This window comes from Chitinophagaceae bacterium, from assembly GCA_007695095.1.
Lineage (GTDB): Bacteria > Bacteroidota > Bacteroidia > Chitinophagales > REEL01 > REEL01.
Map to the genome: position 1 here is coordinate 1 of REEL01000133.1, position 24616 is coordinate 24616.

21 protein-coding genes and 2 tRNA genes are annotated in these 24616 nt (G+C 36.4%); 9 read left to right on the forward strand and 14 right to left on the reverse strand.

Going from position 1 to position 24616, the window contains the following annotated elements:
* On the forward strand, nucleotides 1-183 hold a 183-nt coding region (locus EA412_10750; GenBank protein ID TVR77560.1), incomplete at its 5' end, for a hypothetical protein.
* Here EA412_10750 and EA412_10755 read toward each other — a convergent pair.
* The gene (locus tag EA412_10755; GenBank protein TVR77579.1) at nucleotides 135-1208 is read right to left on the reverse strand and encodes a glycosyltransferase family 1 protein; all 1074 of its coding nucleotides are present in this window, start codon (nucleotides 1206-1208) and stop codon (nucleotides 135-137) included. The two genes, EA412_10750 and EA412_10755, sit on opposite strands and share 49 nt — an antisense overlap.
* Before the next feature lie 21 nt (nucleotides 1209-1229).
* On the opposite strand from EA412_10755, the gene EA412_10760 reads away from it, so the two are divergent.
* Nucleotides 1230-1916 carry a hypothetical protein gene (locus EA412_10760; GenBank protein TVR77561.1) on the forward strand — a complete coding sequence of 229 codons (687 nt, stop codon included), beginning with the start codon at nucleotides 1230-1232 and terminating at the stop codon, nucleotides 1914-1916.
* Here EA412_10760 and EA412_10765 read toward each other — a convergent pair.
* From EA412_10765 to EA412_10780, 4 genes are all read right to left on the reverse strand, one after another.
* A complete protein-coding gene (locus EA412_10765; protein ID TVR77562.1) occupies nucleotides 1913-3139 on the reverse strand; it encodes a hypothetical protein in 1227 nt (408 codons plus the stop codon). The genes EA412_10760 and EA412_10765 overlap by 4 nt on opposite strands.
* The gene (locus EA412_10770) at nucleotides 3132-4061 is read right to left on the reverse strand and encodes a glycosyltransferase (protein TVR77563.1); all 930 of its coding nucleotides are present in this window, start codon (nucleotides 4059-4061) and stop codon (nucleotides 3132-3134) included. Before EA412_10770 ends, EA412_10765 begins: the two co-directional genes overlap by 8 nt.
* Nucleotides 4062-4136: 75 nt before the next feature.
* A complete protein-coding gene (asnB, locus tag EA412_10775) occupies nucleotides 4137-6023 on the reverse strand; it encodes an asparagine synthase (glutamine-hydrolyzing) (protein ID TVR77564.1) in 1887 nt (628 codons plus the stop codon).
* Between the two features lie 2 nt (nucleotides 6024-6025).
* The gene (locus EA412_10780; protein ID TVR77565.1) at nucleotides 6026-6997 is read right to left on the reverse strand and encodes an NAD-dependent epimerase/dehydratase family protein; all 972 of its coding nucleotides are present in this window, start codon (nucleotides 6995-6997) and stop codon (nucleotides 6026-6028) included.
* A 297-nt stretch (nucleotides 6998-7294) separates the two neighbouring features.
* Between EA412_10780 and EA412_10785 the strand changes: the two genes are divergently transcribed.
* From EA412_10785 to EA412_10805, 5 genes are all read left to right on the forward strand, one after another.
* Entirely contained in the window at nucleotides 7295-9379 is a 2085-nt protein-coding gene (locus tag EA412_10785; protein TVR77566.1) for a tetratricopeptide repeat protein, read from the forward strand.
* A gap of 219 nt (nucleotides 9380-9598) precedes the next feature.
* Nucleotides 9599-10159, forward strand: coding sequence for a TetR/AcrR family transcriptional regulator (locus tag EA412_10790; GenBank protein TVR77567.1), 561 nt, complete (start codon nucleotides 9599-9601; stop codon nucleotides 10157-10159).
* Nucleotides 10160-10243: 84 nt separating this feature from the next.
* The gene (locus EA412_10795) at nucleotides 10244-12649 is read left to right on the forward strand and encodes a 3-hydroxyacyl-CoA dehydrogenase/enoyl-CoA hydratase family protein (GenBank protein TVR77568.1); all 2406 of its coding nucleotides are present in this window, start codon (nucleotides 10244-10246) and stop codon (nucleotides 12647-12649) included.
* Between the two features lie 26 nt (nucleotides 12650-12675).
* Nucleotides 12676-13851 (forward strand): acetyl-CoA C-acyltransferase, encoded by a 1176-nt coding sequence (locus tag EA412_10800; protein TVR77569.1) that lies wholly within the window; start codon nucleotides 12676-12678, stop codon nucleotides 13849-13851.
* Nucleotides 13852-13875: 24 nt separating this feature from the next.
* On the forward strand, nucleotides 13876-15660 hold the full coding sequence (locus EA412_10805) for an acyl-CoA dehydrogenase (protein TVR77570.1): 1785 nt from the start codon (nucleotides 13876-13878) through the stop codon (nucleotides 15658-15660).
* Between the two features lie 65 nt (nucleotides 15661-15725).
* Here the strand turns inward: EA412_10805 and EA412_10810 are convergent, their stop codons facing one another.
* From EA412_10810 to EA412_10850, 9 genes are all read right to left on the reverse strand, one after another.
* On the reverse strand, nucleotides 15726-17291 hold the full coding sequence (locus EA412_10810; protein ID TVR77571.1) for a hypothetical protein: 1566 nt from the start codon (nucleotides 17289-17291) through the stop codon (nucleotides 15726-15728).
* Nucleotides 17257-18021 (reverse strand): hypothetical protein, encoded by a 765-nt coding sequence (locus EA412_10815; GenBank protein TVR77572.1) that lies wholly within the window; start codon nucleotides 18019-18021, stop codon nucleotides 17257-17259. The genes EA412_10810 and EA412_10815 overlap by 35 nt, the downstream gene beginning before the upstream one ends.
* On the reverse strand, nucleotides 18021-19115 hold the full coding sequence (locus EA412_10820) for a Nif3-like dinuclear metal center hexameric protein (protein TVR77573.1): 1095 nt from the start codon (nucleotides 19113-19115) through the stop codon (nucleotides 18021-18023). Before EA412_10820 ends, EA412_10815 begins: the two co-directional genes overlap by 1 nt.
* A 32-nt stretch (nucleotides 19116-19147) precedes the next feature.
* The gene (locus tag EA412_10825) at nucleotides 19148-19804 is read right to left on the reverse strand and encodes a metal-dependent transcriptional regulator (GenBank protein ID TVR77574.1); all 657 of its coding nucleotides are present in this window, start codon (nucleotides 19802-19804) and stop codon (nucleotides 19148-19150) included.
* A gap of 76 nt (nucleotides 19805-19880) precedes the next feature.
* Nucleotides 19881-20471 (reverse strand): D-sedoheptulose 7-phosphate isomerase, encoded by a 591-nt coding sequence (gmhA, locus tag EA412_10830; protein TVR77575.1) that lies wholly within the window; start codon nucleotides 20469-20471, stop codon nucleotides 19881-19883.
* 6 nt (nucleotides 20472-20477) lie between these two features.
* The gene (locus tag EA412_10835) at nucleotides 20478-21470 is read right to left on the reverse strand and encodes a glycosyltransferase (protein TVR77576.1); all 993 of its coding nucleotides are present in this window, start codon (nucleotides 21468-21470) and stop codon (nucleotides 20478-20480) included.
* 3 nt (nucleotides 21471-21473) lie between these two features.
* Nucleotides 21474-22424 carry a glycosyltransferase gene (locus EA412_10840; GenBank protein TVR77580.1) on the reverse strand — a complete coding sequence of 317 codons (951 nt, stop codon included), beginning with the start codon at nucleotides 22422-22424 and terminating at the stop codon, nucleotides 21474-21476.
* 13 nt (nucleotides 22425-22437) lie between these two features.
* The gene (locus EA412_10845) at nucleotides 22438-22980 is read right to left on the reverse strand and encodes a DUF4199 domain-containing protein (protein TVR77577.1); all 543 of its coding nucleotides are present in this window, start codon (nucleotides 22978-22980) and stop codon (nucleotides 22438-22440) included.
* Nucleotides 22981-23025: 45 nt separating this feature from the next.
* Entirely contained in the window at nucleotides 23026-24300 is a 1275-nt protein-coding gene (locus tag EA412_10850) for a dihydroorotase (protein ID TVR77578.1), read from the reverse strand.
* A gap of 153 nt (nucleotides 24301-24453) precedes the next feature.
* Between EA412_10850 and EA412_10855 the strand changes: the two genes are divergently transcribed.
* Nucleotides 24454-24528 (forward strand) — tRNA-Arg (locus tag EA412_10855).
* An 11-nt stretch (nucleotides 24529-24539) separates the two neighbouring features.
* A tRNA-Arg gene (locus tag EA412_10860) sits at nucleotides 24540-24611 on the forward strand.
* Nucleotides 24612-24616: the final 5 nt, after the last annotated feature.

Sequence of the window (24616 nt, forward strand, 5' to 3'; positions counted from 1 at the left end):
ATTATTTTTTGTATTGTTTTTGCAATTATCTTTGCTTTTGGGGTAGGATTCACTTCATTTAATTTCGGTGCATTGGCAAGGTATAAAACTCCTTGTCTGGCTTTTTACCTGATTGGGATATCACTTATCTATTACTATTCGAAAAAAGATAAAAAGGAAGCAGAATTAGCTTCAACAGAATAGGCTCTTTCAATTTTTTTCCTGGCGTTAATTCCCATTTCTACTCTTAATCTATTATCATTTAGCAAGTGTAAAAGGGCAGCCTCCCATTCATTTTCATTGGCGCAAAGATATCCGTTTTCTTTATCATCTATTATCTTTTTGTTAACTCCAATTGGACTGGCTATGGCCGGTATGCCTAATGCCATATATTGTAAGGCTTTAAATCCGCATTTGCCTCTTGCCCAGGGGTCATCAGTTAGGGGCATCAAACCAATATGAAAGGACAGTAAATCTTCAATTTCTGATTTTTTATTCCATACTTTGTATTCCATAGACGGAAAATCAAAGGAAGGCTCAGTATTAGCTATTACGATAAGGGTAAATGGCTTTTTTTGATATACTTTTAAAAGAGTAGGGATAGTTTTTTCTAAAAAATGCAAGGTTGTATGCGTTCCTGTCCAACCTATTTTAACCGGAATCTCATCCTGTTTTTTTAATTGATTGTGCATGTTAACAGTGTCAATGGTCGTTGGATTTACAACAGTATTTTCATTAAACTTAGAAGCAAATTCAGCTATATATTCATTTCCGGCAGATACTTTATGCGCCATTTTGCAAATTGCAGCTGTTTTATCATGAAATTTAAATCCGGCTATAAATTTATTTGTATCTGAAGTATTGGGCAGCCAAATGGCATCGTCAAAGTCGAAAATTATTTTCTTTCTAAAAATCTTGGCAATTATCCATTCAAAAATAGGCGGACCAACGGGTGTAGCCTCTCTATGGATAAATACATAGTCATAAGAAGGTACTGAAAAAAGAATAAACAGTCGTTTTAGAAATCCTTTTAAAATGCCTATAACCTTCTGAAAAGTATATCCCTTTTTATAGAGGATTTTCCATGTTTTTTCATCTAAAAAACTTTGCTTTTTAATAGAAAAGCCGGCTTCTTCTAAATAGTGAAAGTATTGCTCAAATCGAAAGCGTTGTGAGCCCGCTGTGCCTGAAGGGTATGGAAATAAAAAAAGTACCTTTTTACCTTTTATCAATTTTTTTATGCAAATCTAATGATTCACGTTTATTATTGCAATTTTTCTGCTATTCTGAAATTTAGATTTATATTCGTATTGATTTTTATTATTTTGTTGTTAATACACAAACAGATGAGCAGTTTTAAAGAACTTAGCCAAAATCCATGGTTTAGAATGTTTAGCTTTTTGGCTTTGCTTCTTTTACCATATTTATTTTGGCAATTGATTTTATTATTTGGTGAAAATGGTGGATTTTTTCATTCAAAATTTGGAATTGACATTAGCACCGATAACTTTTTTGGTAGTTTTTGGAAAAAGACAACTCTTTTAATAGGTACTTTTTTTGTTAATATCAGCGTGCCATTAGTACATTTATTCGGGTACACTACTTTTTCTTATGATAATGTGATTGGTCTGGAAGGGCATGTCGGCTGGTTGGTGACGAGAGATTGTCTGGGGATTGGTTCTTTTGTGATTTTTCTAAGTCTTATACTGGCGTACCCTGCTCCAATGAAATTAAAAGCAATTTTTGGGGTAGCCGGATTTTTTATGATTTTGTTTTTGAATGTTTTGAGGATAGTATTATTGACAATTGGTGAAAAGGACTTCCCGGACAGCCTCGACTTTCTACACTACAATGCCTTTAGGGTAATAGTATTTGGCGCAATCTTTTTAACCTGGGGCTTGTTTTTTTATATGATAAAAAAATACGAAAAAGCTTAAAGCTTGTTAAGGCATATTTTATAGGCTTTATCATAAGATTTTATGCCTGTTTCCAGTGAATAGTAGCTCTTTGCTACTTCACTAAAGTCTTCCGCTTTGTAATTTGCAGCTAGAAGATTCTTTAAAGCTTCCCTGAAGTTTTGTTCATTTAATTCCTCCATAATCTCACCCGTATGTCTTTCACTCATAATTTTGTTCATATCACCGACTCCTCCGTTACAAATTACCGGTATCCTGCAGCCCAACAATTCTCCGTGTTTTGTAGGAGAAGAAGCTTTTTTGGAAAAAACTGCTTTAATAAAAAAGATAGCAGCATCAGAGATACTATAAAAAACGGGCATTTCGGCTCTTGAAGATGAGGTAATTGTTATCTTATCCTCAGAAATACCTATTGAGCGGGCATAATCTAAAAAAGATGTTGAATCGTCCAGAGTGACCAAAAGCAAATGTGCATTCGGTATTTCTTCTGTAGCAACTTTAAAAAAATCCAGCATTTTTTCCGGTAAATACCAGGTTCCTATTGATCCGGAAATATTAAAAATGTATTTATCGTTTAAATTTAATCTAGATTTCAGTACTTCTTTGTCGCTTTCTTTAGCCGGCTGAAAATGTTCCAGGTCAGCGGCACACGGTATTACAGTTATTTTTTCGCCAATCCCATAATGCGTATTTAAATAGTCTTTAGCAGCATAGGTAAGTGTAATCATGGCATCTGAGTGCTTAAAAAACTGAGATTCCTTTTTCTTGAAAAAAGTATAAATAGCTTTGAAAACAGGGTTTTTAAGATTCCAGTGACCGCCGTCAACCCGCTCATCAGGCCAAAATCCCCGCATGTCATACAGAAATGCTGCAGCTGTTTTATTCTTTACATGCATAGCCATCATGCAAGCCAGATGATGTCCGCGGGCTTGTACAATGTCAGCTTTTATATCTCGGGCAATTTGTAATGCCTTTCTATAACCTTTGAACAAATCTTTGATAGAGGAAAAAATAGGAAGACTCTGAGTATAAATCAGTGGTTCCCATTGTATATCTGCTTCACTTAGAATTTTACTGATGATGTCCTTATTTTTTTGAAAACGGTCTTTCTTTTCAAAAGAGAGTATAGTAAAGCGGTAGTTTAACTTTCTCAGTCCTTTTAAATAAGGAATTACCTGAGATTGACCAAGTGGATCTGTCATTCCATCCATGGAAATATAAAGGATATTAACTTCTTTACTCATGATATTTCCTTACGATAAAAATGGGTCTGTTCTGTGTTTCAATAAAAATCCGGTGGATATACTCACCAAGTATGCCTAAAAATAATAACTGCACGCTCCCAATAAAAAAGATGCTGAGCATTATGGAAGTCCAGCCGGTTATTGCTTCTCCCATTATTTTTTTAACTAAAACTACTACAACCCCCACTACAGAAAAGAAAATGCCAAGTAGTCCGATGATAATGCAGACCTTAATTGGAACTTTCGAAAAGGAATAGATGGCATCCAGTGCGAGAGTTAGAAGACTGGTGAAATTCATTTTTGCATCACCCACTTCCCGGTCAGGTCTTGAGTATTCTATAAAACCTTGCTTAAAACCTATGAAAAAACGCAATCCGGGCAGATATCTGTTCTTTTCGCCTAATTTTAGAAAGGCATTTAAAGCCGAACGGTTCATGATTGAAAAATTCCCAACATTTTTAGGGGCATTGATATTACTGAGTCGGCTGAATATTTTGTGAAAAAGCTTTATTAAGCTTCTTTTTAAGAATCCTTCTTTTCGCTCTGTTCTGCTTCCAAAAACCACATCAAGCTCTTCAGTGGTGATTTTTTTATACATTTCTGCTATAATTTCCGGCGGATCTTGTAAGTCCCCATCCATCATAACCGTAAAATTACCTTTTGCATAGCTGAGACCTGCTGTATAAGCTGCCTGATGACCAAAATTTCTGGAGAGCTCTACTACTTTAAATCGATTGTCTTTTTGATGGCATGCAAGTAGTAATTCAAGCGTGTTGTCAGTACTGCCATCATTTACACAAATAATTTCAAAGTTTGGGGTGATCTTTTCCAAAGCACCGGTCGTCCTTTCAAAAAGTTGTTCAATTAACTCTTGTTCGTTATAAACAGGAATCACAAGAGATATTTCTATGCTTTCTGGCATCACTTTTTTTTGCAAATTAAAGAATATTTCTTTTTTTATCTTAATGAATTGCCGGAAAGCCCGTAATTCAGCATTTTAGATTTTTTGAAAGTCAGTCGAATTATAGGCTTCTTTCCACCACTTATGCAGTACGATCAGTAGCCACAAACGGTTGTATAGGTAATCCTCGCCGGACAAAAATCGTTTCTTTAAAACGTCAACTTTATTATATTTTACAAAACCCGCAGAAGTAATAACTTTTTCATTGAGATAATCATCAATTAAAAACCGCAATTCATCTTTTAACCAGTGAATAAGCGGAATGCTGAATCCCCATTTTGGCCTTTTGAAAAGTTCTTCCGGAACATAATTATACAAAACCTGCTTTAAAAGGTATTTAGAAGATTTGTTTTTAATTTTTAATTCGGGTGATAAGTTAATGGCAAACTCAACGATACGATAGTCCAACAAGGGGACTCTGGTTTCCAGAGAATATCTCATACTGGCACGATCAACTTTCACCAGTAAGTCATCTTTCAAATAATTTTTTAAATCAAAAAGTGCCTGATTTTCTTCAGTTGTTAATTTACGGGATGTTTCTGTAAAGTTTTCTTTTAGCTGAAAGTCACTTTGAAAATCCGGGAGGAGAATATCCTCTATTTCCTCTCTTCGGAATAAGTATTGCTCTTGTGCAAAAATATGGCTAGGCATGTGTTTTTCGTCCGGGAAGTAAAACATGTGGGCCGCTCTTTTTTGCCTGTTATTCCCTCTGGAAAGAATTTGCCTGATTGGCAGTCGCAATAGTTTTAGAATAGGGTTCTGTAGTCGTCCGGCCCATTTGTAAGCACCGTACCCCATAAAAAGTTCATCCCCTCCATCACCGGATAAAGTCATGGTAACATGCTCTCTGGCAAGTTTGGAGACTAACATAGTCGGGAATGCGGACGAGTCTGAAAAAGGCTCGTCATAAACGTCTATTATATCCGGAACCAATTGCTGAACATCTTTTTGCGAAACTATAAATTCGTGATGACGGGTGCCTAAATGTTTGGCAACTTTTGCTGCATATTCCGCCTCATTATGACTTTGTTCTTTAAATCCTATCGAAAAAGTGTTTAGGGGTTTTGACGTTAATTTTGAAGCTACAGCTGTTACAACACTTGAATCAATTCCTCCGGATAAAAATGTACCAAAAGGAACATCACTGATAAGTCTGTATTTTACGGAACTTTCCAGTAATTCATGCAGCTTGGTTTTTGCTTCTGATTCATCTGTGAGTATTTCTTCAGTTACCCGTTCTTCGGGCTTCCAATAGGAAACAAAATCAAGTTTTTTGTTTTTATATTCGGCCATTTCACCGGATGGGAACTTTTGCACTTTTGAATAGATGCTTAAAGGCTCCGGGATGTATCCTAAATGTAAAAAGGCATTTACTGCTTCGCGTGAAATGTTTCCACACTTTTCACCCAGAATTTTCTTTATTGCTTTTAATTCAGATGCAAAAACCAGCAGGCCATCCTGATGGTAAAAATATAGTGGCTTTATTCCTAAACGGTCTCTGAATAAGAAAAGAGTTTGTTTTTGTTTATCCCAAATGGCAAACACAAACATGCCATTGCACTTAGAGATAAATTCTTTCCCCCAACAGGCAAAAGCTTCTAAGATAATTTCAGTATCGGTTGTTGTTTTGGGAGCAAACTGCGGCCTTTCTTCTTTGAGCTCACTCAATATTTCATTGAAGTTATAAATTTCGCCATTGTATGCAATTACATATCTGTTGCATTGGCTGTGCATGGGTTGATTGCCTTGTTCTGATAAGTCTAAAATACTCAGTCTTCTGTGTAATAAACTGAATCCGTTTTCAGTATAAAGTCCGTCTGCATCAGGACCCCGGTGTTTTATGCAGGCAGAGATACTTTTCCAATCTTCAGTACTGAGGTTTAGTTTCTGTTCTAAGTCAACAACGCCTGCAAGTCCGCACATGCTTATTCTTTAATTTTGTAATACTGAATAAACCAATCGTTAAAAGCTTCCAGGCCTTTTCTGAGTGATGTGCTTGGCTTATAACCTAAAAGTTTTTTGGCTTTGCTTATGCTTGCAAATGTAAAATCTACATCACCGGCTTGTTTGGGTTTTTCAATTTTAATGATCTTTTTACCGGTAACAGCTTCAATCTCGTTTATTAAATCATGGAGCAATATGGGTTTATTATTTCCTAAGTTCAGCGTTTCATAAACATTGTCGTTTTCCATTACGTAAGATGCTGAAGCCTGAATGCCGTTTATAGTATCGTGGATAAAAGTATAGTCTCTGCCGGTTGTGCCATCTCCATAGATTTCTATGGGTTCATTATTGTAGATTTTTTTAAAAAACTTATGAATAGCCAGATCCGGCCTTTGGCGTGGACCAAAAACGGTGAAAAAACGTAAGTTTATTACATCAATATCATAAAGATCATGATAAACATGAGTGAGCAATTCTCCGCTTTTTTTAGTTGAAGCATAAAATGAAACGGGTTTATCTACAGCCATGCTTTCATCAAAAGGCCCTTTGCCGGCATTTCCGTATACAGAAGAAGAGGAAGCGAATAAAAGTTTTTTTAAATTCTTTCTTTTCATCCATTCCAACAATTCTGTCGTTCCGCTAAGATTAGTGCTTACATATCCAACAGGATCTTCTAAAGAAGGCAGTACACCGGCTTTAGCTGCCAGATGGATTACTAAATCATAATTATCGTCTAATTTATCCCAGGAATGTCTATCTCTGATATCCATCTCTGAAAATGTGAAATTAGGGTGATTCCTGAGGATCTTGAGGTTATTTAACTTGTATCCTTTATCATAAAAGGGGTCAAAGTTATCTATTCCGGTTACGCTCCAATTTTTATTTAAATAAAATTCAGCTAAATGCGAGCCAATAAAACCCGCAGCACCTGTAATTAATACTTTTTTAGACATAAGGTTTTCTTAAAAATCATTATTTATAGTCTCAAAAATGATTTAAATACGTTCAAATTAAAGCATTTAAATTCATTTTGCCGGTATCTTTTGAGATTCTTTAAGCAAAACTAAATTTATTACAAGATTTTTTTTGATTAAGGACTTAAAAAAAATGTGATTTTTTTTAGCCCATTATTAAGTTGAATTTATAGTCAGGAAGAACTATTAACATACTTTGCATTAACATTTTTCACCGTTTATCCATTGTTTTTTGCTAAGTTTGTATGTATGTTTTTTACATAGTTTTATTTAAAAATGCTTTTCATGAGTTACGAATCTGTTGAAAAAACGAATGTGAACATCAAAACTGAAAGGCTTCAGCTACTGTTTTTATTTGTTTTTTCTTTTTTGTTATTTGTGAATACTTTGTCACATCAATATGCCCTTGACGATTCAATTGTAATTACAGAAAACAGCCTTACAAAAGAAGGTTTGTCCGGTATTCCGGAAATAATGAAAAGAGACGCCTTTTACGGTTTTTTTGGTGGTGAAAGAAATTTAGTCGCCGGTGGCAGATACCGGCCTCTTTCAATTGCTACATTTGCTGTTGAATATCATTTTTTGGGGAAAAATCCCTTTTTCAGCCACCTTGTAAATGCTTTATTATATTCGATTTGTGTTCTTTTGGTTTTTCTAATCATGAAATTGTGGTTGAAAAATCATTTTAATAACAAGCATTATTTGAGTATTCCTTTTTTAATCGCATTGTTGTTTGCCGCGCATCCAATTCATACAGAAGTAGTGGCAAATATTAAAGGTCGTGATGAAATCATGGGATTATTAGGTGCCCTGGGTGCTATGTTTTTTTTCTGGAAGTATCTTTTTCATAAAAAGTTACCGCATTTGATATTTGCGTTTGTTTGCTTTTTCTTAGGCTTACTTTCAAAAGAAAATGTCATTACATTTTTACCACTTTTTGCTCTGGCCGTTTATTTTTTCGAGCCTAAAAAATTGAAATCTGCTATTTTGCCTTCAATTGGTTTTCTGGCTTTAAGTGGGCTGTATCTGTATCTTCGGCATATTTTTACGGGAACTGATTTTACTCCAAGCATGACGGTGCTTAATAATGCCTATATACATGCCACGGAAAGTGAACGTCTGGCAACTATTTTATTTACTTTCGGAAAGTATTTGCAGTTATTAATTTTTCCTCATCCATTAACGCATGATTATTATTTTAATCAAATTCCACTTCAATCCTGGTCTTCTCCCGGAGTGATTATCAGCCTTCTTTTATTGCTTTCGGCTTTGGCTTATGGTGTTTTCGGGCTTTTGAAAAGAGATCCGGTGGCATTTGGAATTATCTTTTTCTTAGCAACATTTTCAATCGTTTCAAATTTGTTTTTTAATGTTGGAACGACTATGTCTGAACGTTTTATGTTCATGCCTTCTCTTGGATTTGTGTTAATATTTACCATTTTAACTCATCGTCTCGTAAAGAAGTTTGTAATAGAAAATAAGCGAATTCAATACAGGGCAATTATAATCGGGCTGTTTGTATTGGGCTTCAGTGTTAAAACACTGGAAAGAAATCCGGCCTGGGAAAATAACTACACGCTTTTTTCAACAGATATAAAATACTCTCCCAATAGTGCAAAGCTGAATAGTGCCTTAGGAGGTACGCTCATTGAAGAAGCAGAAAAAAATGTAACGGCAGAGGAGAAAGCTGATTTACTGAATAGTGCCACATTTTATTTAAACAGAGCCGTTCAGATTTATCCTAATTTTTCAGTAGCATGGAATCTTTTGGGGAATGCTCACTATTTGAAGGGGAGCCCGTTGGATTCTATGCGGTTTAGTTACTCCAGAGCGCTGCAGGCAAATCCGGCAAATTTTGATGCAAATTTAAATTTTGGAATGGTTTTAAATGCAAACAAACGATATAATGAGTCGGTTAGATTGTTGGAAAGAGCAGCTTCGCTACAACCTAACAGCTTTAATGCATGGTTTCATTTGGGAGACGCTTTTTATCAGTTAGGAGAAGCTGGGAAATCATTGCAGGCATTTTATACAGCAGTAAGCTTAAATCCACAATCTCATAATGCATATTATAGAATTGGTATGACTTATGGCCGGCTTCGAAATGATTTTGATAATGCAATCTTAAATTTTGAACGGGCTATAGAAATCAATGATGGTATTCACTATTATTATGAAGACCTTGGTGTTGCTTATGGTTTTAAAGGCCAACACCGGCAGGCTATTGAGGCTTTTTTAAAGGTTATTGAGCTAAAGCCTGATTATGGTCAGGCATATTTCAATCTGGGGACTTCTTACCTTGCATTAGGTGATACTGTTAGAGCAAATGAAAATTTTGCCATTTCTCAACAGTTGCAGTAAACTTTCTTTACGTTTTAGACATATGTTTGAAGATTTAGTTAAATCAATTAGCTGAAAGTATATTTCTTTATTGAAGTCATATTAAGATTTAGGGCCTAAATAATTGGCTATGGTGTAAAATTTAGAACATTAAGTTTTAGAAAGAAATAAAAAAAACAAACGACCGTTTGGTAAAATGAATAATAGATTTTATCTTAGCAGTAGTTAAATTTAGAATAAATGCCCAGACAAAAGGTTAGCCGTGAATTTATTTTGCATCAGTCTTTAAAAATTTTCAGGCAGAAAAGTTTTTACAATACCACCACCTCGGATATTGCAGCTGCATGTGGCTTGCAAAAGGGTAGCTTATACCACTATTTCCCCAGTAAAGAGGCGATAATGATAGAGGTAATTAATTATGTCCATGATTTTTTTTCAAAAGAAATATTTGTTCACGCTTATAATGAAAAATTAGGCGCAAAGCAACGACTGGAATACATTATAGATTTGACAGAAGATATCTTTATAGGCCCTGACGGGGGAGATGTAATGGGAAATATAGGTGTAGAAACCGCCAGAGTAGTGCCGGAGTTTGCCGCTCCGATCAGAAGCTTTTTTATAGATTGGAAAAATGCACTTTCTTTTATTTTTAAGTCGGAGTATGACGAGGAAATTGCAGCTGAATATGCTGAACAAAGTGTAGCTGAAATTGAAGGATCAATCTTGATGATGCGTATTTTTAATGACCCCGAAATATTAAAGAGAACGCATACAAGAGTTTTGAAAAAATTAAAAAAATAACAAACAAGCGTTTGGTAAATTGACAAACAAATTTTAAATTTGATAAAAATTAAATAAATTTTTTAATTGTAAACTACAGTATAAATGAACAGAAAAATTAAAAAAGTCGCTATTCTCGGTTCGGGAATTATGGGTTCCAGAATTGCTTGCCACTTTGCAAATATAGGTGTGCAGGTTGTCTTGCTGGATATTGTTCCGCGAGAGTTAAGTGATAAAGAAAAAGCAGCAGGACTGACAATGGAAAGTCCTCACGTGCGTAATAGAATTGTGAATGAGGCTTTGCAAAGTACACTTAAGTCAAACCCTTCTCCTATTTACAATAAAAAGTTCGCTACGAAAATAACGACCGGAAACTTTGACGATGATTTTGAAAAAGTTTCTGATGTAGATTGGATTATGGAAGTGGTAATTGAAAATCTGGATATCAAAAAGCAGATTTTTGAAAAAGTTGATAAGCTCAGAAAGAAAGGCACTATCATTTCTTCAAATACTTCCAGTATTCCCATTCACCAAATGATTGAAGGTCGTTCTGAAGATTTTGTGAAACACTTTTTAGGTACTCACTTTTTCAATCCGCCTCGCTACCTGAGATTACTTGAAATAATTCCTACCGAGCATACAGATAAAGGTTTGGTTGACTTTTTAATGGACTACGGCAGCAGGCAATTGGGTAAAGTAACGGTTGAATGTAAGGATACTACAGCCTTTATTGCTAACAGAATTGGTGTTTTTGGAATCATGGCCATTTTTCATTTAATGAAAGAGGTTGGTTTGACGGTTGAGGAAGTTGATGCTTTAACAGGGCCGGTTTTGGGTCGTCCTAAATCAGCTACTTTCAGAACTTGTGATTTAGTTGGGATAGATACTTTGGTAAAAGTTGCCGATATAGTAAGAGAAAACAGGCCAAATGATGAAGCGCGTGAGCTTTTCAAAATTCCTGATTTTGTAAATACCATGGTAGAAAAAAAGTGGCTTGGAGATAAAACCGGTCAGGGCTTTTATAAAAAAGTAAAAAATGAAGAGGGTAAATCCGAGATTTTAGCATTGGATTTAGACACCTTAGAATATAAACCTAAAACACGGCCAAAATTTGCAACGCTGGATGCAGCAAAGCCGATAGAAAATCTACACGATAGAGTCAGAGCCTTAAATAAAGGAAAAGATAAAGCCGGAGAATTCTTAAGAAAGCTTTCATATCGTGTGTTTAGCTATGTGTCGCACAGAATTCCTGAAATAGCAGATGAACTGTATAAAGTAGATGATGCATTAAACGCCGGGTTTGGATGGGAGTTAGGACCATTTGAAACCTGGGATGTGCTGGGAATTGAAAAGGTTGTTCCTGAAATGGAAAAAGAAGGATATAGCATTGCTCCCTGGGTAAAAGATATGCTGTCTAAAAATGTGAAATCTTTTTACAAGGTTCATAATGGCAAGCGTCAGTATTATGATATTAATAAGGGAGAATATCTGGATATACCGGGTAAAGAACACTTTATATTATTAGATAACTTCAGGCCTAATAAGCCGGTTTGGCAAAATTCCGGAGTTACCTTACATGACATAGGTGATGGTGTGCTGAATCTGGAATTTCATACAAAAATGAATTCTATTGGAAGCGAAGTTCTTGAGGGTATTAATAAATCCATAGAGATAGCTGAAAATGGCTATAAAGGTTTGGTTATTGCAAATGAAGGGCAGAACTTTTCAGCCGGTGCTAATATCGGGATGATTTTTATGCTTGCCGTTGAGCAGGAATATGATGAATTAGATTTTGCAATTCGATATTTCCAAAATACCATGATGCGTGTAAGATATTCATCCGTGCCGGTCGTTGTAGCTCCTCACGGACTTACACTGGGAGGCGGCTGCGAAATGTCCATGCATGCCGATAAAGTTGTAGCATCAGCTGAAACTTACATAGGGCTGGTAGAAGTAGGCGTTGGAGTAATCCCGGCAGGTGGGGGAACCAAAGAGTTTGTCCTTAGAACATCTGATAAATTTTATAACGGAGATGTGCAATTGCCGAGATTGCAGGAAAGTTTCATAAATATAGCTACCGCTAAAGTTGCTACTTCTGCTCATGAAGCTTATGATTTAGGCATCTTGCGCGAAGGTCTGGACATGGTAGTTGTCAATCAGGATAATCGTATTGCGGAGGCAAAAAAAGCGGTCATTCAGTTAAGCGAAGAAGGCTACACACAGCCGGTACAAAGAGATGATATACTTGTTTTAGGCAGAACGGCTTTAGGTAGTTTAACCGCCGGAGTATATTCCTTTAAGCTGGGTCAGTATGCAACAGCTCACGATAGTTTAATAGCCCAAAAATTAGCTTATGCTATGTGTGGCGGAGATTTATCGGAGCCTACTAAAGTTACTGAACAATATCTGCTGGATTTGGAGAGACAAGCCTTCCTTTCATTGTTAGGGGAAAAGAAAACATTAGAAAGAATGCAAAGTATTTTACAAACCGGTAAACCTTTGAGAAATTAATTTTAAAATTAAAAAAATATATCATCATGAATGAAGCATATATAGTAGCAGGATACAGAACCGCTGTTGGAAAAGCCAAAAAAGGCGGCTTTCGGTTCATGCGTCCGGATGATTTAGCTACACAAGTAATTAAAGGACTTTTAGGAAAAGTGCCACAATTAGATCCTGAAAGAATAGATGACTTAATAGTCGGAAATGCTGTTCCCGAAGCAGAACAAGGGCTGCAAATGGGAAGAATGATAGCTGTTCAGGCTTTGCCTATGCCGGTTCCGGGAGTTACCGTAAATAGATATTGTGGTTCCGGAGTTGAGACGATTGCAATGGCAACGGCAAAAATTAAAGCAGGTATGGCTGACTGCATAATTGCCGGCGGAACAGAATCAATGTCTTTGGTACCGACTATAGGCTGGAGAACCGTCTTAAACTATGAAGTAGCAAAAGAAAATCCACAGTATTATATCGGAATGGGCTTAACAGCTGAAGAAGTAGCAAGAGAATACGGAATCAGCAGACAAGAGCAGGATGAGTTTTCTTATCATTCTCATCAAAAAGCTATTAGTGCTATTGAAGGAGGAAGATTCAAAGATGAAATTCTGCCTATAGAAGTAGAAGAGGTTTATTTGGACAATAAGATGAAGCGTAAAACCAAAAATTTTACGATAGACACGGATGAAGGACCTAGAAAAGACACCAGTATTGAGGCATTGTCACGTCTGAGACCGGTATTTTCAGCTAAAGGTAGTGTGACTGCAGGAAATTCATCACAAACTTCTGACGGAGCTGCATTTGTAGTTGTTATGTCTGAAAGAATGGTAAAAGAATTAAATCTGGAGCCAATTGCCAGAATGATAACTTCACAAAGTGTTGGTGTTGATCCGCGAATAATGGGAATTGGACCCATTGCGGCAATTCCTAAAGCGCTTAAACAGGCAGGTCTCAAACTTAATGATATTGATTTGATAGAACTGAATGAGGCATTTGCAGCTCAGGCGCTGGCAGTAATTAAAAAATCGGAATTAGACCCGTCAAAAGTGAATGTGAATGGTGGAGCCATTGCTTTAGGTCATCCGCTTGGATGTACCGGTACAAAGTTGACAATTCAGATTATCAATGAATTAAAAAGAAGAAACCAAAAATACGGAATGGTAACAGCTTGTATTGGCGGTGGACAGGGAATAGCAGGCATTTACGAAGTCTTATAATTTTTAACAGATAAATTTAAAATAATGGAAACAACAAAAAAAGTACTAAAAGGAGGAGAATTCCTTATAAGAGAATCCTCTGCCGAAGAAGTGTTCACTCGTGAAGAGTTGAACGAAGAGCAGATGATGATCGCTGATATGTGCCGTGAATTCATAGAAACAAATGTTGACCCTAACCTGGAGCGTATTGATGAGCAGGAGGAAGGTCTCACCGTTGAGTTAATGGATAAGTCTGCTGAACTGGGCCTGTTAGGTCTGGCTATACCTGAGGAATATCAGGGTTTTGGCAAGGACTTTAATACCAACAGTGTTGCTGCTGAGATTTTAGGCGGCGCTCATTCATTTGCTGTTTCTATAGCTGCTCATACAGGAATCGGAACTTTGCCAATTTTGTATTATGGTAATGAAGAACAAAAGCAAAAGTACCTGCCTAAATCGGCTTCCGGTGAACTGAAGTTTGCTTACTGCCTGACAGAACCGGGCTCAGGTTCGGATGCTATGGCTGCAAAAACAAAAGCTGTTTTAAATGATGAGGGAACTCATTACATCATGAACGGACAGAAAATGTGGATTACTAATTCCGGTTTTGCCGACGTTTTTGTGGTATTTGCAAAAATAGATGGAGAACAATTTACCGGTTTTATAGTCGAAAGGGGATATGAAGGAATTTCCTTTGGTGCGGAAGAGAAAAAAATGGGAATTAAAGGCTCTTCAACCAGACAGGTTTTCTTTGAAAATGTAAAAGTTCCTAAGGAAAACATTCTGGGAGAAATTGGAAAAGGACATAAAATTGCATTTAACATACTGAATATCGGAAGGTATAAATTATGTGCTATGGCTTTAGGTGGAGCTAAAAGAGCTTCAACTGTAGCAGTTAAATATGCAAATGAAAGACATCAGTTTAATGTTCCTATTTCAAGTTTTGGCGCAATTCAGCATAAGCTGGCAGAAATGGCAGTAAAAATATTTGCTTGTGACTCTGTTACTTACCGGGTAAGTGATTACATTGACAAAATGGAGAAAGAGCTGCTTGAAGATGGTAAAAGCTACGGGGACGCCTTATTGGGCGCTGCTGAAGAGTATGCGATTGAGTGTGCTATGTTAAAAGTGTTTGGATCAGAAGTTCTTGACTTTGTCGTTGACGAAGCTGTTCAGGTTTTCGGTGGAACCGGATTTTCTGAAGAGTATCCGGTAGCAAGAGCTTACAGAGATGCAAGAATCAATAGGATTTTTGAAGGAACCAATGAAATTAATCGTTTATTGACAGTTGATATGTTGATGAAGCGTGCAATGTCAGGCAAGTTAGATTTAATGTCTCCGGCTATGGCCATTCAAAAAGAGCTAACTTCTGTTCCTGATTTCGGTTCTGATGAAGATGATTCTTTATTTGCTGAAGAAAAGAAAGCTGTTAAACAGGCTAAAAAAGCAGCTTTGATGGTGGCAGGTGCCGCTGCTCAGAAATTGATGCAAAAACTAAAAGATGAGCAGGAAATTGTGATGAATATCACTGATATGCTCATTGAAATATTTGCTTCTGAATCAGCGATTTTACATGCCGAGAAACTTATAAATACAAAAGGCGAAGAAGCTTCTATCTACGGAGACTTAGCAAAAGTTTATGTAAATGATGCTATGGATAAAATTAATAAAAGCGGGAAAGATGCAATTGCAGCCTTTGCTGATGGCGATGAAAAACGTATGATGCTAATGGGTTTAAAGCGTTTCACTAAATATGGACCACTAAACACCAAGTCGCTGAGACGTAAGATTGCAAAAGAATTGATAGAAGCTGACAACTATTGTTTCTAAGCTTCTTTTAAACTTGTTGATGGTTTGTTGATTTATAACTGCCTTGATTTTTCAAGGCAGTTTTTTTATTTTACTCTTTGCAAACCGGCTTTTGCCCGTTGGTCCAATCCCTTTTTATACTCATGATCCGGACTTTCCAGACATAAGCTAAAATAGAAAGCAGCATTTTTGAAATCATTTTCCTTTTCGTAAATCAATCCCAGCTGAAGCGCAGCATTCGGAGCAAAATATATCTCTTCATCCATGCCTTTGTTTATCGTTATTTCATAGTATCTTTTGGCAAAAGGAATGTTCCCGGCAAAGTGAAAAATTCTGGCTTTGCGATAGTTGAATTCTATTCTATCTTTTTTACTTCGTAAACTTTGAGGAAAAATATTCTCAAAAACTTCCAGAGCTTCTTTCAGATAACCTCCATCTGTCAACAGTCTGACTTTCAGTAATTGCTGATGAGGAAACATGCCGGAAGTTGCTTCTGACAGAGCCTGTATGTCAGAATCCGTATCAGAGTGCCCCTCAGATTTTACTAATTCCATATTGCTTAAATAACCGCTTGTATCACTATCTACCCAGGCAGACCAGGCTATTTTTTGATAAGCACTTTTTAATTGATTTCTGCCTTTATGCGTTTCCAAAAAACGATTAAATTTTTTAACAGAAGCAGCCGTATTTAGTTTTTGTAATTCATGCAAACCATCCAAATAATGCAAGTAGGGGAAATTATCAAAATCATAATATTCTTTCAGTTCGTTAATCCATTGCGTAGCCTTTTGATTTTTACGATTTAAAACGGCTATATGAATAGAAGTAAAATAGGTTAGTGTTCTGTTTCCGGATGGATAGTTCTTGTCCGTTAATACCTTTAAAGCATCTACCGGTCTGACTTCAATAACGGCTAAGAGCATGCAGTAGATTAAAAGGCTTTCTTCATAAAACAAAAAATTTTCTTTTTCGGAATGTACCAGATTTTCCAACTGAGAGATTCCTCCCTGTAAATCCGGAGAAATTCCAAAGACCCCGATTATCCAATGATATCTTTCCGGAATGCTGCCGGCCAAAACTCTGATCAGGCTGTGACTTTTAAGATTAGGCTGAAAATCGGGATATAATTGAATGTTTTTTTCAAGCATACGATAAGCTCTTCTGAGCTCCCAGGCTGCTGTCCAATATTCTCTGAATCGGAGCCGGCTAAATGCCCACTGAATATTTATCTCAGCTTTAGCATATAAGTAGTAGGGGGAGTTTTCATTTGCATTACTGATTTGAGCCAGTCTTTGATCCTTTTTTGTCTTTGCATAATGAAAATAGGACTCATCTTCTAAGGTAAAGATTTTAAAAAAATCCAGATAATTTTCCAGCAGCACATATAACTTATTATCCGGCTCAAGTCTTTTTCCGACCTCTATTTCAGCGTATGCTTTATCTAAATCCAGAGCCGTAAGTGAACGGTATGCGCTTCTGATTCGCTCACTTTCCTGAAAGTTTTTGTTTGAAGGGAAAGCCTGAACCGACATTAAAATAAAAAAAGCTATTCCAAATGTTTGGAATAGCTTTTTTAAGAAATTTACTTTAAGGCATGCACGCTTAGGCATGAATTTTTTATTTATCGGTTTTCTTTTCTTCTTTACTGTCAATTTCAGTATCAACTAAAATTCTACCGCAGTTTTCACAAACAATAATTTTTTTGCGTTGAGCAATTTCAACTTGCAACTGAGGTGGAATTTCGTTAAAGCATCCACCGCAAGAACTACGCTCTACTTTTACAACTGCCATGCCATTTCTGTAGTTTTTGCGAATTCTGGAATACGCAGTTACCAAGCGGCTTTCTAATTTTGCTTTAGCTTTGTCAGATTCTTTTTGAAGTTTTTTCTCTTCTTTTTCAGTTTCAGCAATGATTTTCTCTAACTCAACTTTCTTTTCTTTCAATTCAGACTCACGTTCGTCTATTTTCCCTTGCGTTTCCTGAATGAGTTTATTTCTTTCTTCAATTTCAATCTGGCATTCTCTGATTTTCTTTTCTCCAATTTGATATTCTAACTTTTGAAGTTCAATTTCTTTGCCCAGAGCTTCAAACTCACGATTGTTCTTTACATCCATTTGCTGCTCTTCGTAGCGAACTCTCATGGTTTCAGAATCTTTCATTGCATTTCTATGGCCATCAATCTTCTTATTCTTGGTGGCAATATCGGCTTCTAATTTTTCTATTCTTTTTTGCAAACCAATAACTTCATCTTCCAAATCGCTGACTTCAATGGGTAGTTCACCTTTTAATCTTTCAAAATCGTCAAGTTTAGCATCTATGGTTTGTAAGTGGTATAATGCTTTTAATTTTTCTTCTGCTGTAAGTTCTTTGGTATCAGCCATTATAAATAATTTATGGGATTTGTTGATAAATCTGAAATTTGAACTGCAAAGTTAGGAAAATTTTGTGAAATAATAGAGTGAAAAATTTCTACAGTAAATTGTTCTGACTCGTAGTGTCCGATATCAATAATTATAGTATCAGTAAGCCCTTCAAAAAAATCATGATATTTAAAATCTGCTGAAATATAAGCATCTGCACCTAAGGCCTTTGCTTTTGAAAAAAGGGAAGCTCCGGAACCACCGCAAACAGCCACTTTTTTTATCTTTTTTTTCCCGGAATCAGTATATCGTATACAGCCACATTTAAAACTTTTTTTAACCAGATTTAAAAAGTCATCTGTATTTTTTGAGGAAGAAAAGCTGCCGATAGCTCCCAAACCCACCGTTTGGTTTTCATTTTCCAAGGGATAGATGTCATAAGCAACTTCTTCATAAGGATGGGCTTTTTTAAGTGCCTTTAAAATACCGGATTTTTTATAAAAAGGAAAAATTGTTTCTATTCTTATCTCAGCATCTTCCTGCCTTTTATTTTTTTCACCGGAAAATGGATTTGTATTTTCTGAAGCTTTAAAAGTTCCCAAACCCGATAGGTTATAGCTGCATTCACTGTATTCGCCAATGTGACCCGCCCCGGCCTTAAATATGGCTTCTTTCACCTTTTCGGCATATTTTGGAGGAGAGAAAGTGACAAGCTTACGCAAAGTTCCTTTTTCGGGTGATAAAATCTCAGTTTTCTCCAGGCCTAACTTTTCAGCCATCTTGAAACTTACTCCATTTTTTACTTTGTCAATATTGGTGTGAATGGCATAAATAGCAATATTGTTTTTTAATGCTTTTATGAGCAGTCTTCCCGTTTCTGTGTCAGGTGTCAGGGATTTTATTCCTCCAAAAATGAGAGGATGATGAGCAATAATAAGATTTAGCTTTTTTTCAATTGCTTCATTTAATACATTATCTGTAACTTCCAGACAAAGCAATGCTCCACTTGCATCAGCCTGTGAATCGCCTGCCATTAGCCCGCAATTATCATAACTTTCCTGTAGAGGTATCGGAGCAAAATCCTCCAGTTTTTCTATGATATTTTGAATTTGCATGTAAACGTATTTAGATTTTAGTTAGCGAAAGTCTATATCTTAACGTATAAATTTCTACTAACCTGATTAGAAATCTGAAATTCTTTATCTCCGTTTATTTGGATAAACATGGATTTATCATACTCAGTAATTGAAATGATTTTTATCTGACTTCCTAACTCAATATTTAGCTGATCCATATATTGCAAAAAGTCTCTGGAAGTGTCTTTTACTCCCATTACTTTGCCTTTTTGGCCTTTTTTTAAATCGCTCAACAACATTTGGGTGTGAAGCGGGATATTTCCTTCAGCATCCGGTATCGGGTCACCGTGCGGATCGTACTTTGGAAACTCGAGAAATGCTTCCAGTCTTTCTATCAATACATCCGACTCTATATGCTCAAGCTCTTCCGCTATGTCATGCACTTCATCCCAGCTGAAATTCAATTTATCAACTAAAAAAACTTCCCATAGCCGGTGTCTGCGAACCAGATTTTTAGCTATTTTACTTCCCTCGCTGGTCAGCCGTACTCCTTTGTATTTTTCATATTCCAAAAGCTCTTTATCACTTAACTTCTTGAGCATATCAGTGACAGATGATGCTGTTGTTTGCATCATGGCAGCTATTTCATTTGTTGAAATAGGCTCATGGTTTTGCCGGCTGAGCTTAAAAATGGCTTTTAAATAATTTTCTTCTGCTGTTGAAGGCATTTGAATAGTTTTATTACGAACTTATGATTTTTATCGTAAAATTTATACTAAGATATTTCAAAAAAGATGATTTGGCCTATTTATTCTGACCAAAAAGCTTTTCCTCTACGAGCTCACACAAAATGTGCCCCCAGAGTATATGTATCTCCTGTATGCGTTCAGTTTTTTGATGGGGAACACCTAAATAAATATCACACCAGTTTTTCATTTCTCCACCGTCTTTTCCGCCAAAACCGATAATTTTTATTTTTTTGGATTTAGCGACTTCTATAGCCCGGAGTATATTTTTTGAATTACCCGAAGTGGAAATAGCCAGTAAAATATCCTTTTCATTCCCAATAGCATCTACAAGTCTTGCATAAATTTCATCGAAGCCATAGTCATTTGCAACGGCTGTCAGATAAGATCCGTTTGTGTGTAAAGCCTCGGCAAATAACCCTTGCCGGTTAAGTCGAAAACGGCCGCTCAATTCTGCGGCTATATGCTGAGCGTCAGCTGCACTTCCTCCATTTCCGCACAACAGCAGTTTCCCGCCCGCTCTGTAGCTGTCTGTAATGAAATGTATAGCTTTCATCAGTTCTAAAGACCAACTATCCTGTTGTTGCATCTGTTGTTTAAGCAACTGTGCTTCATTGAAAATACTTATTATTTGTTCTTTATCAGTCATTGAAAATTATTGTGGGTAATAATCTATGTTATTTTCTTTTCTTAAAATTTTTCTTTTCCAAAATTCATGCAAAAATCCCAAACCATAAGCGGTTAGCTGAATCCAGGAAGTTATAATGCTCAGTAGTGAAATTTGAAAAGATTGGGTTTGTCTTAAACTGTCCATCCAAATCAAAAGGGTATAAACACCGTAAGCAGCAACTAAAAAAAGTGCCGGAACCGGGAAAATAAAGAGCAACAATATAGAAAAAACAGCACCGGACAGAAAAATTAACGGGAAAAAGTGAATAATTTTTAAGGTTTTCGGATAAAAATAAGACACATTTATTCTGGCCCTTCCAAAAAAGTACAGTTGATTAAAGAAACGCTTAAAGTCTGTCCTGCGCTTGTGATATACATATGCCTCTTCTATCAAACCACTTTTAAAACCACTTTCCTGTATACGGATGCTCCACTCCAAATCTTCGCCCATGCGGGTAATTTTGAAGCCGCCTGTTTTTTCAAAAACTTCTCGTGATACACCCATGTTAAAACTTCTGGGGTGAAAGACTCCAACATGTTTCTTTTTGCCACGTATGCCGCCTGTAGTAAACAATGATGTCATACTGTAGCTGATGGCTTTTTGTATAGGTGTAAAAGAAGGATGTGCCGCATCAGGGCCTCCGTAAATATCTAATTTTCTTGATTTTATTTCCTTATCAGCCGTTTCTAAATAATGCGTGGGTAGTATGCAATCGGAATCTAAAATTATAAAGTAATCTCCTTTTGCTCTTTTCATTCCGTAGTTTCTCGTGAACCCCTGACCTTCATTTTCTTTAAAAAAATACTGTATGTCAAGCTTGTCGGAATATTGCTCTGCTATTTTATCGGATTTAATGTCTGATCCGTCTTCTATGATGACCACCTCAAAATTTTGCATAGTCTGCAATAACAGACTGTCCAGGAGTTCTTTTATTTCATCCGGGCGGTTATAAAGAGGAATTATAAAAGAATAAAACATAATTTATGAATTCGAAATCTTCTCATCAATTAAGTAATTATTTCTGTCAGCGGATGAACGGGAAACCAGTTCGGCTAAAAAACCGGTCAGAAAAAGCTGAGCCCCCAGCAGTACAAAAACAATTGCAAAGAAAAACAGCGGCCTTGAAGTCATTCCGTAAGCATGAAAAGCAAGCCTTCCAACCGACAGATATAAAAGGATTAACATACCGATGGAAAACATGACAACTCCCCAGGTACCAAAAAAATGCATAGGTTTTTTCCCAAAACGGGTAACGAACAAAATAGACATTAAATCCAAAAAGCCATTGATGAATCTTTCCAGCCCGAATTTAGTCGTGCCATATTTTCTGGCTCTGTGTTCAACTACTTTTTCTCCAATCTTATCAAATCCGGCTTGCTTAGCCATAACCGGAATATATCTGTGCATTTCACCGTAGATTTCTATTGATTTTATCACCTTACTGTTATAGGCTTTTAATCCACAATTGAAATCGTGTAATTTGATACCGCTGCTAATACTGGTTACATAATTAAAAAACTTGGATGGAATTGTTTTGGAAACCGGATCGTGTCTGGTTTTTTTCCAGCCGGAAACCAGGTCATAACCATCAGATTTTATCATTTTATACAAACCGGGAATTTCGTCCGGGCTGTCTTGTAAATCTGCATCCATAGTAATAACAACTTTCCCCTGACAAATTTTAAAGGCTTCGTTCAGGGCTGCTGATTTGCCGTAGTTTCGCATAAACCGAAAGGCCTTAACAGAAGAATCAGATTCAGATAACTTTTTAATTACCTCCCAGGAGTTGTCGCGGCTGCCATCATCGGCAAAAATTATTTCGTGCGTGAGATTATGCTCATTAGTGACTTTTTTTATCCACTCATAAAGCTCAGGCAACGACTCCTCTTCATCAAAGAGAGGAATCACTATGCTCAATTCCGGTTTGGTTATATGGCTGTTTGTATTATGCAATTTCTTGATTTTCCGGGGGGTTAGTTTTAACAAATAAGCTCGCTATTACGGATACTATAAGTCCCACTATGCAATATACTATGAAAGAAGAAATGGCCATAATCGCCGGGGAAACAAAAAACTCTATAAATCTAATCGATTGATTTTCTTCGATTTCTGACATATTTTGATCATAAATAGTCTGCTTGCTTTGCTCTAAAATCAGCTGCATTAATTCAGGATCTATGTATTTGTAAAATATAAAAGTATAAATACTGCCAATCAATGAAGCAATTGCAGTGACAATTATCCCGGTGACAAAAGCTTTTCCGAAGGGGAAGTAGCTTTCAGTTTCAGCATTTTTCTTACCGGTTATGCCCATCACTATGGAGAATATCAATATCCCGTAGAAAATAAAAATAATAGAACTGTGACTATGAACATTTAGCAGATAGGTAAGTATAGATACTAAAATTAATCCAAAGCCCCCTATTAAGCCCCACAAAACAGCAGGGTTCATGTTTTCCTCAGATACATTTTGATTCGGTGTTTCCATTTAGTCTTGATTTATTTTACGAAAATATAAACTTCCTCTTTAATTTCACTTACTATTATTCCAATATGCCCCTCTTTTGGTAATTACTCCACTTACTCTACCGGTCATTTCTTTGTTTAAAAAAGGGTTATTATTTGATTTGCTTTTTTTATTTTTCGAATCGTATGTCCACTTTTCTTCAGGATTAAAAATGGTATATTCAACTTCCTGGTTTATGTCAATTATCGGAACCGGTAAACCGGCTATATTTCTCGGGTTTATAGAAAGCCAATTTACGATTTCCTCATTCGTAACTTTAAAATCAAAAGCTTTTAAAACTGCCGGGTAAAGTGTTTCAAGGGATTGCATACCGTATGCGGCAATATCCAGTTCTACGTTTTTGGCATCGTCATCTTCCGGTTTGTGGAGGCCGGTAATACAATTTATGAGACCGTCTTTCAGTGCTTTTTTCAGTGCTTTTCTGTCTTCTTTAGACCTGAAAGGTGGTTTGACTTTATACAAACTATCATAACTTTCGAGTGCATTGTCATCATAAAGCAGGTGAAAAACACTAACTGCTGAGGATATTCTCAGTTTTTCACTTTTAGCTTGTTTGATATGGGGCAAAGAATGTTTAGTTGAAATGGCACCAATATGCAATCTGGAATTGGTGTATTCAAGCAACTTAATATCTCTTATTAAAGACACTTCTTCGCTTATAAAAGGGTCGCCGGAAAGTCCGAGCCTGGTGCTCACCGGTCCTTCGTGCATTATAGCTTTTTGAGTGATAGACTCATTTTCCGGAAAAGTAATCAGCAGACCGTTAAAAGCTTTTATATAAAAAAGAGATTTTTCAGTAACTCCTCCATTAAGGGGTTTTTCAAGTCCGTTAGAAAAAGCAAAAGCACCGGCATGGTGCAAATCGATCATATCTGTAAGTTTTTCCCCTTTGCAATCTTTAGTTACGGCTCCGATAGGTATTAGTTGGCAGATATATTTACTGCTTTTGGTAGTAATAAACTCAATTTCAGATTTGCTGTGCAGAGCGGGTTCTGTATCCGGTAAGCAGCCAATAAATGTAAAACCTCCGGCGGCTCCTGCCTCTGAAAGGCTTCTCATATCTTCCTTATACTCATAACCGGGTTCTCCGCTGCAAGCCGTAAGATCTGACCAGCCGGGACTTATAAAGGCATTAGAACAATCTTTTACAGCTACATTTTTAGCGTTTATTCCGGATTTTATATTTTCTATAATACCATTTTTAATAAGAATATCAACTGTTTGCTTGTTGTATGGAGAATTAGGGTCGCATACAGTGATATTTTTTAGCAGTAGGTGCATTTTAAAAATTTAGTCCTAAATTAAACTTAATCGGTAAAAATACGAAAAAACGGAGGATGAATACATTGAAAAATTGAGGAATAACATATTGATTTATTGAAAAGCTTGAATATTGTTTATTAGATGCCTTTTAACTAATTTTGCAAACCTTTTGGCCCCGTAGTTCAATGGATAGAACAAAAGTTTCCTAAACTTTAGATCCAGGTTCGATTCCTGGCGGGGCTACAAAAAGGATAAATGCCCCCGTAGTTCAATGGATAGAATGTGAGTTTCCGGAACTTAAGATGTAGGTTCGATTCCTACCGGGGGTACTTTT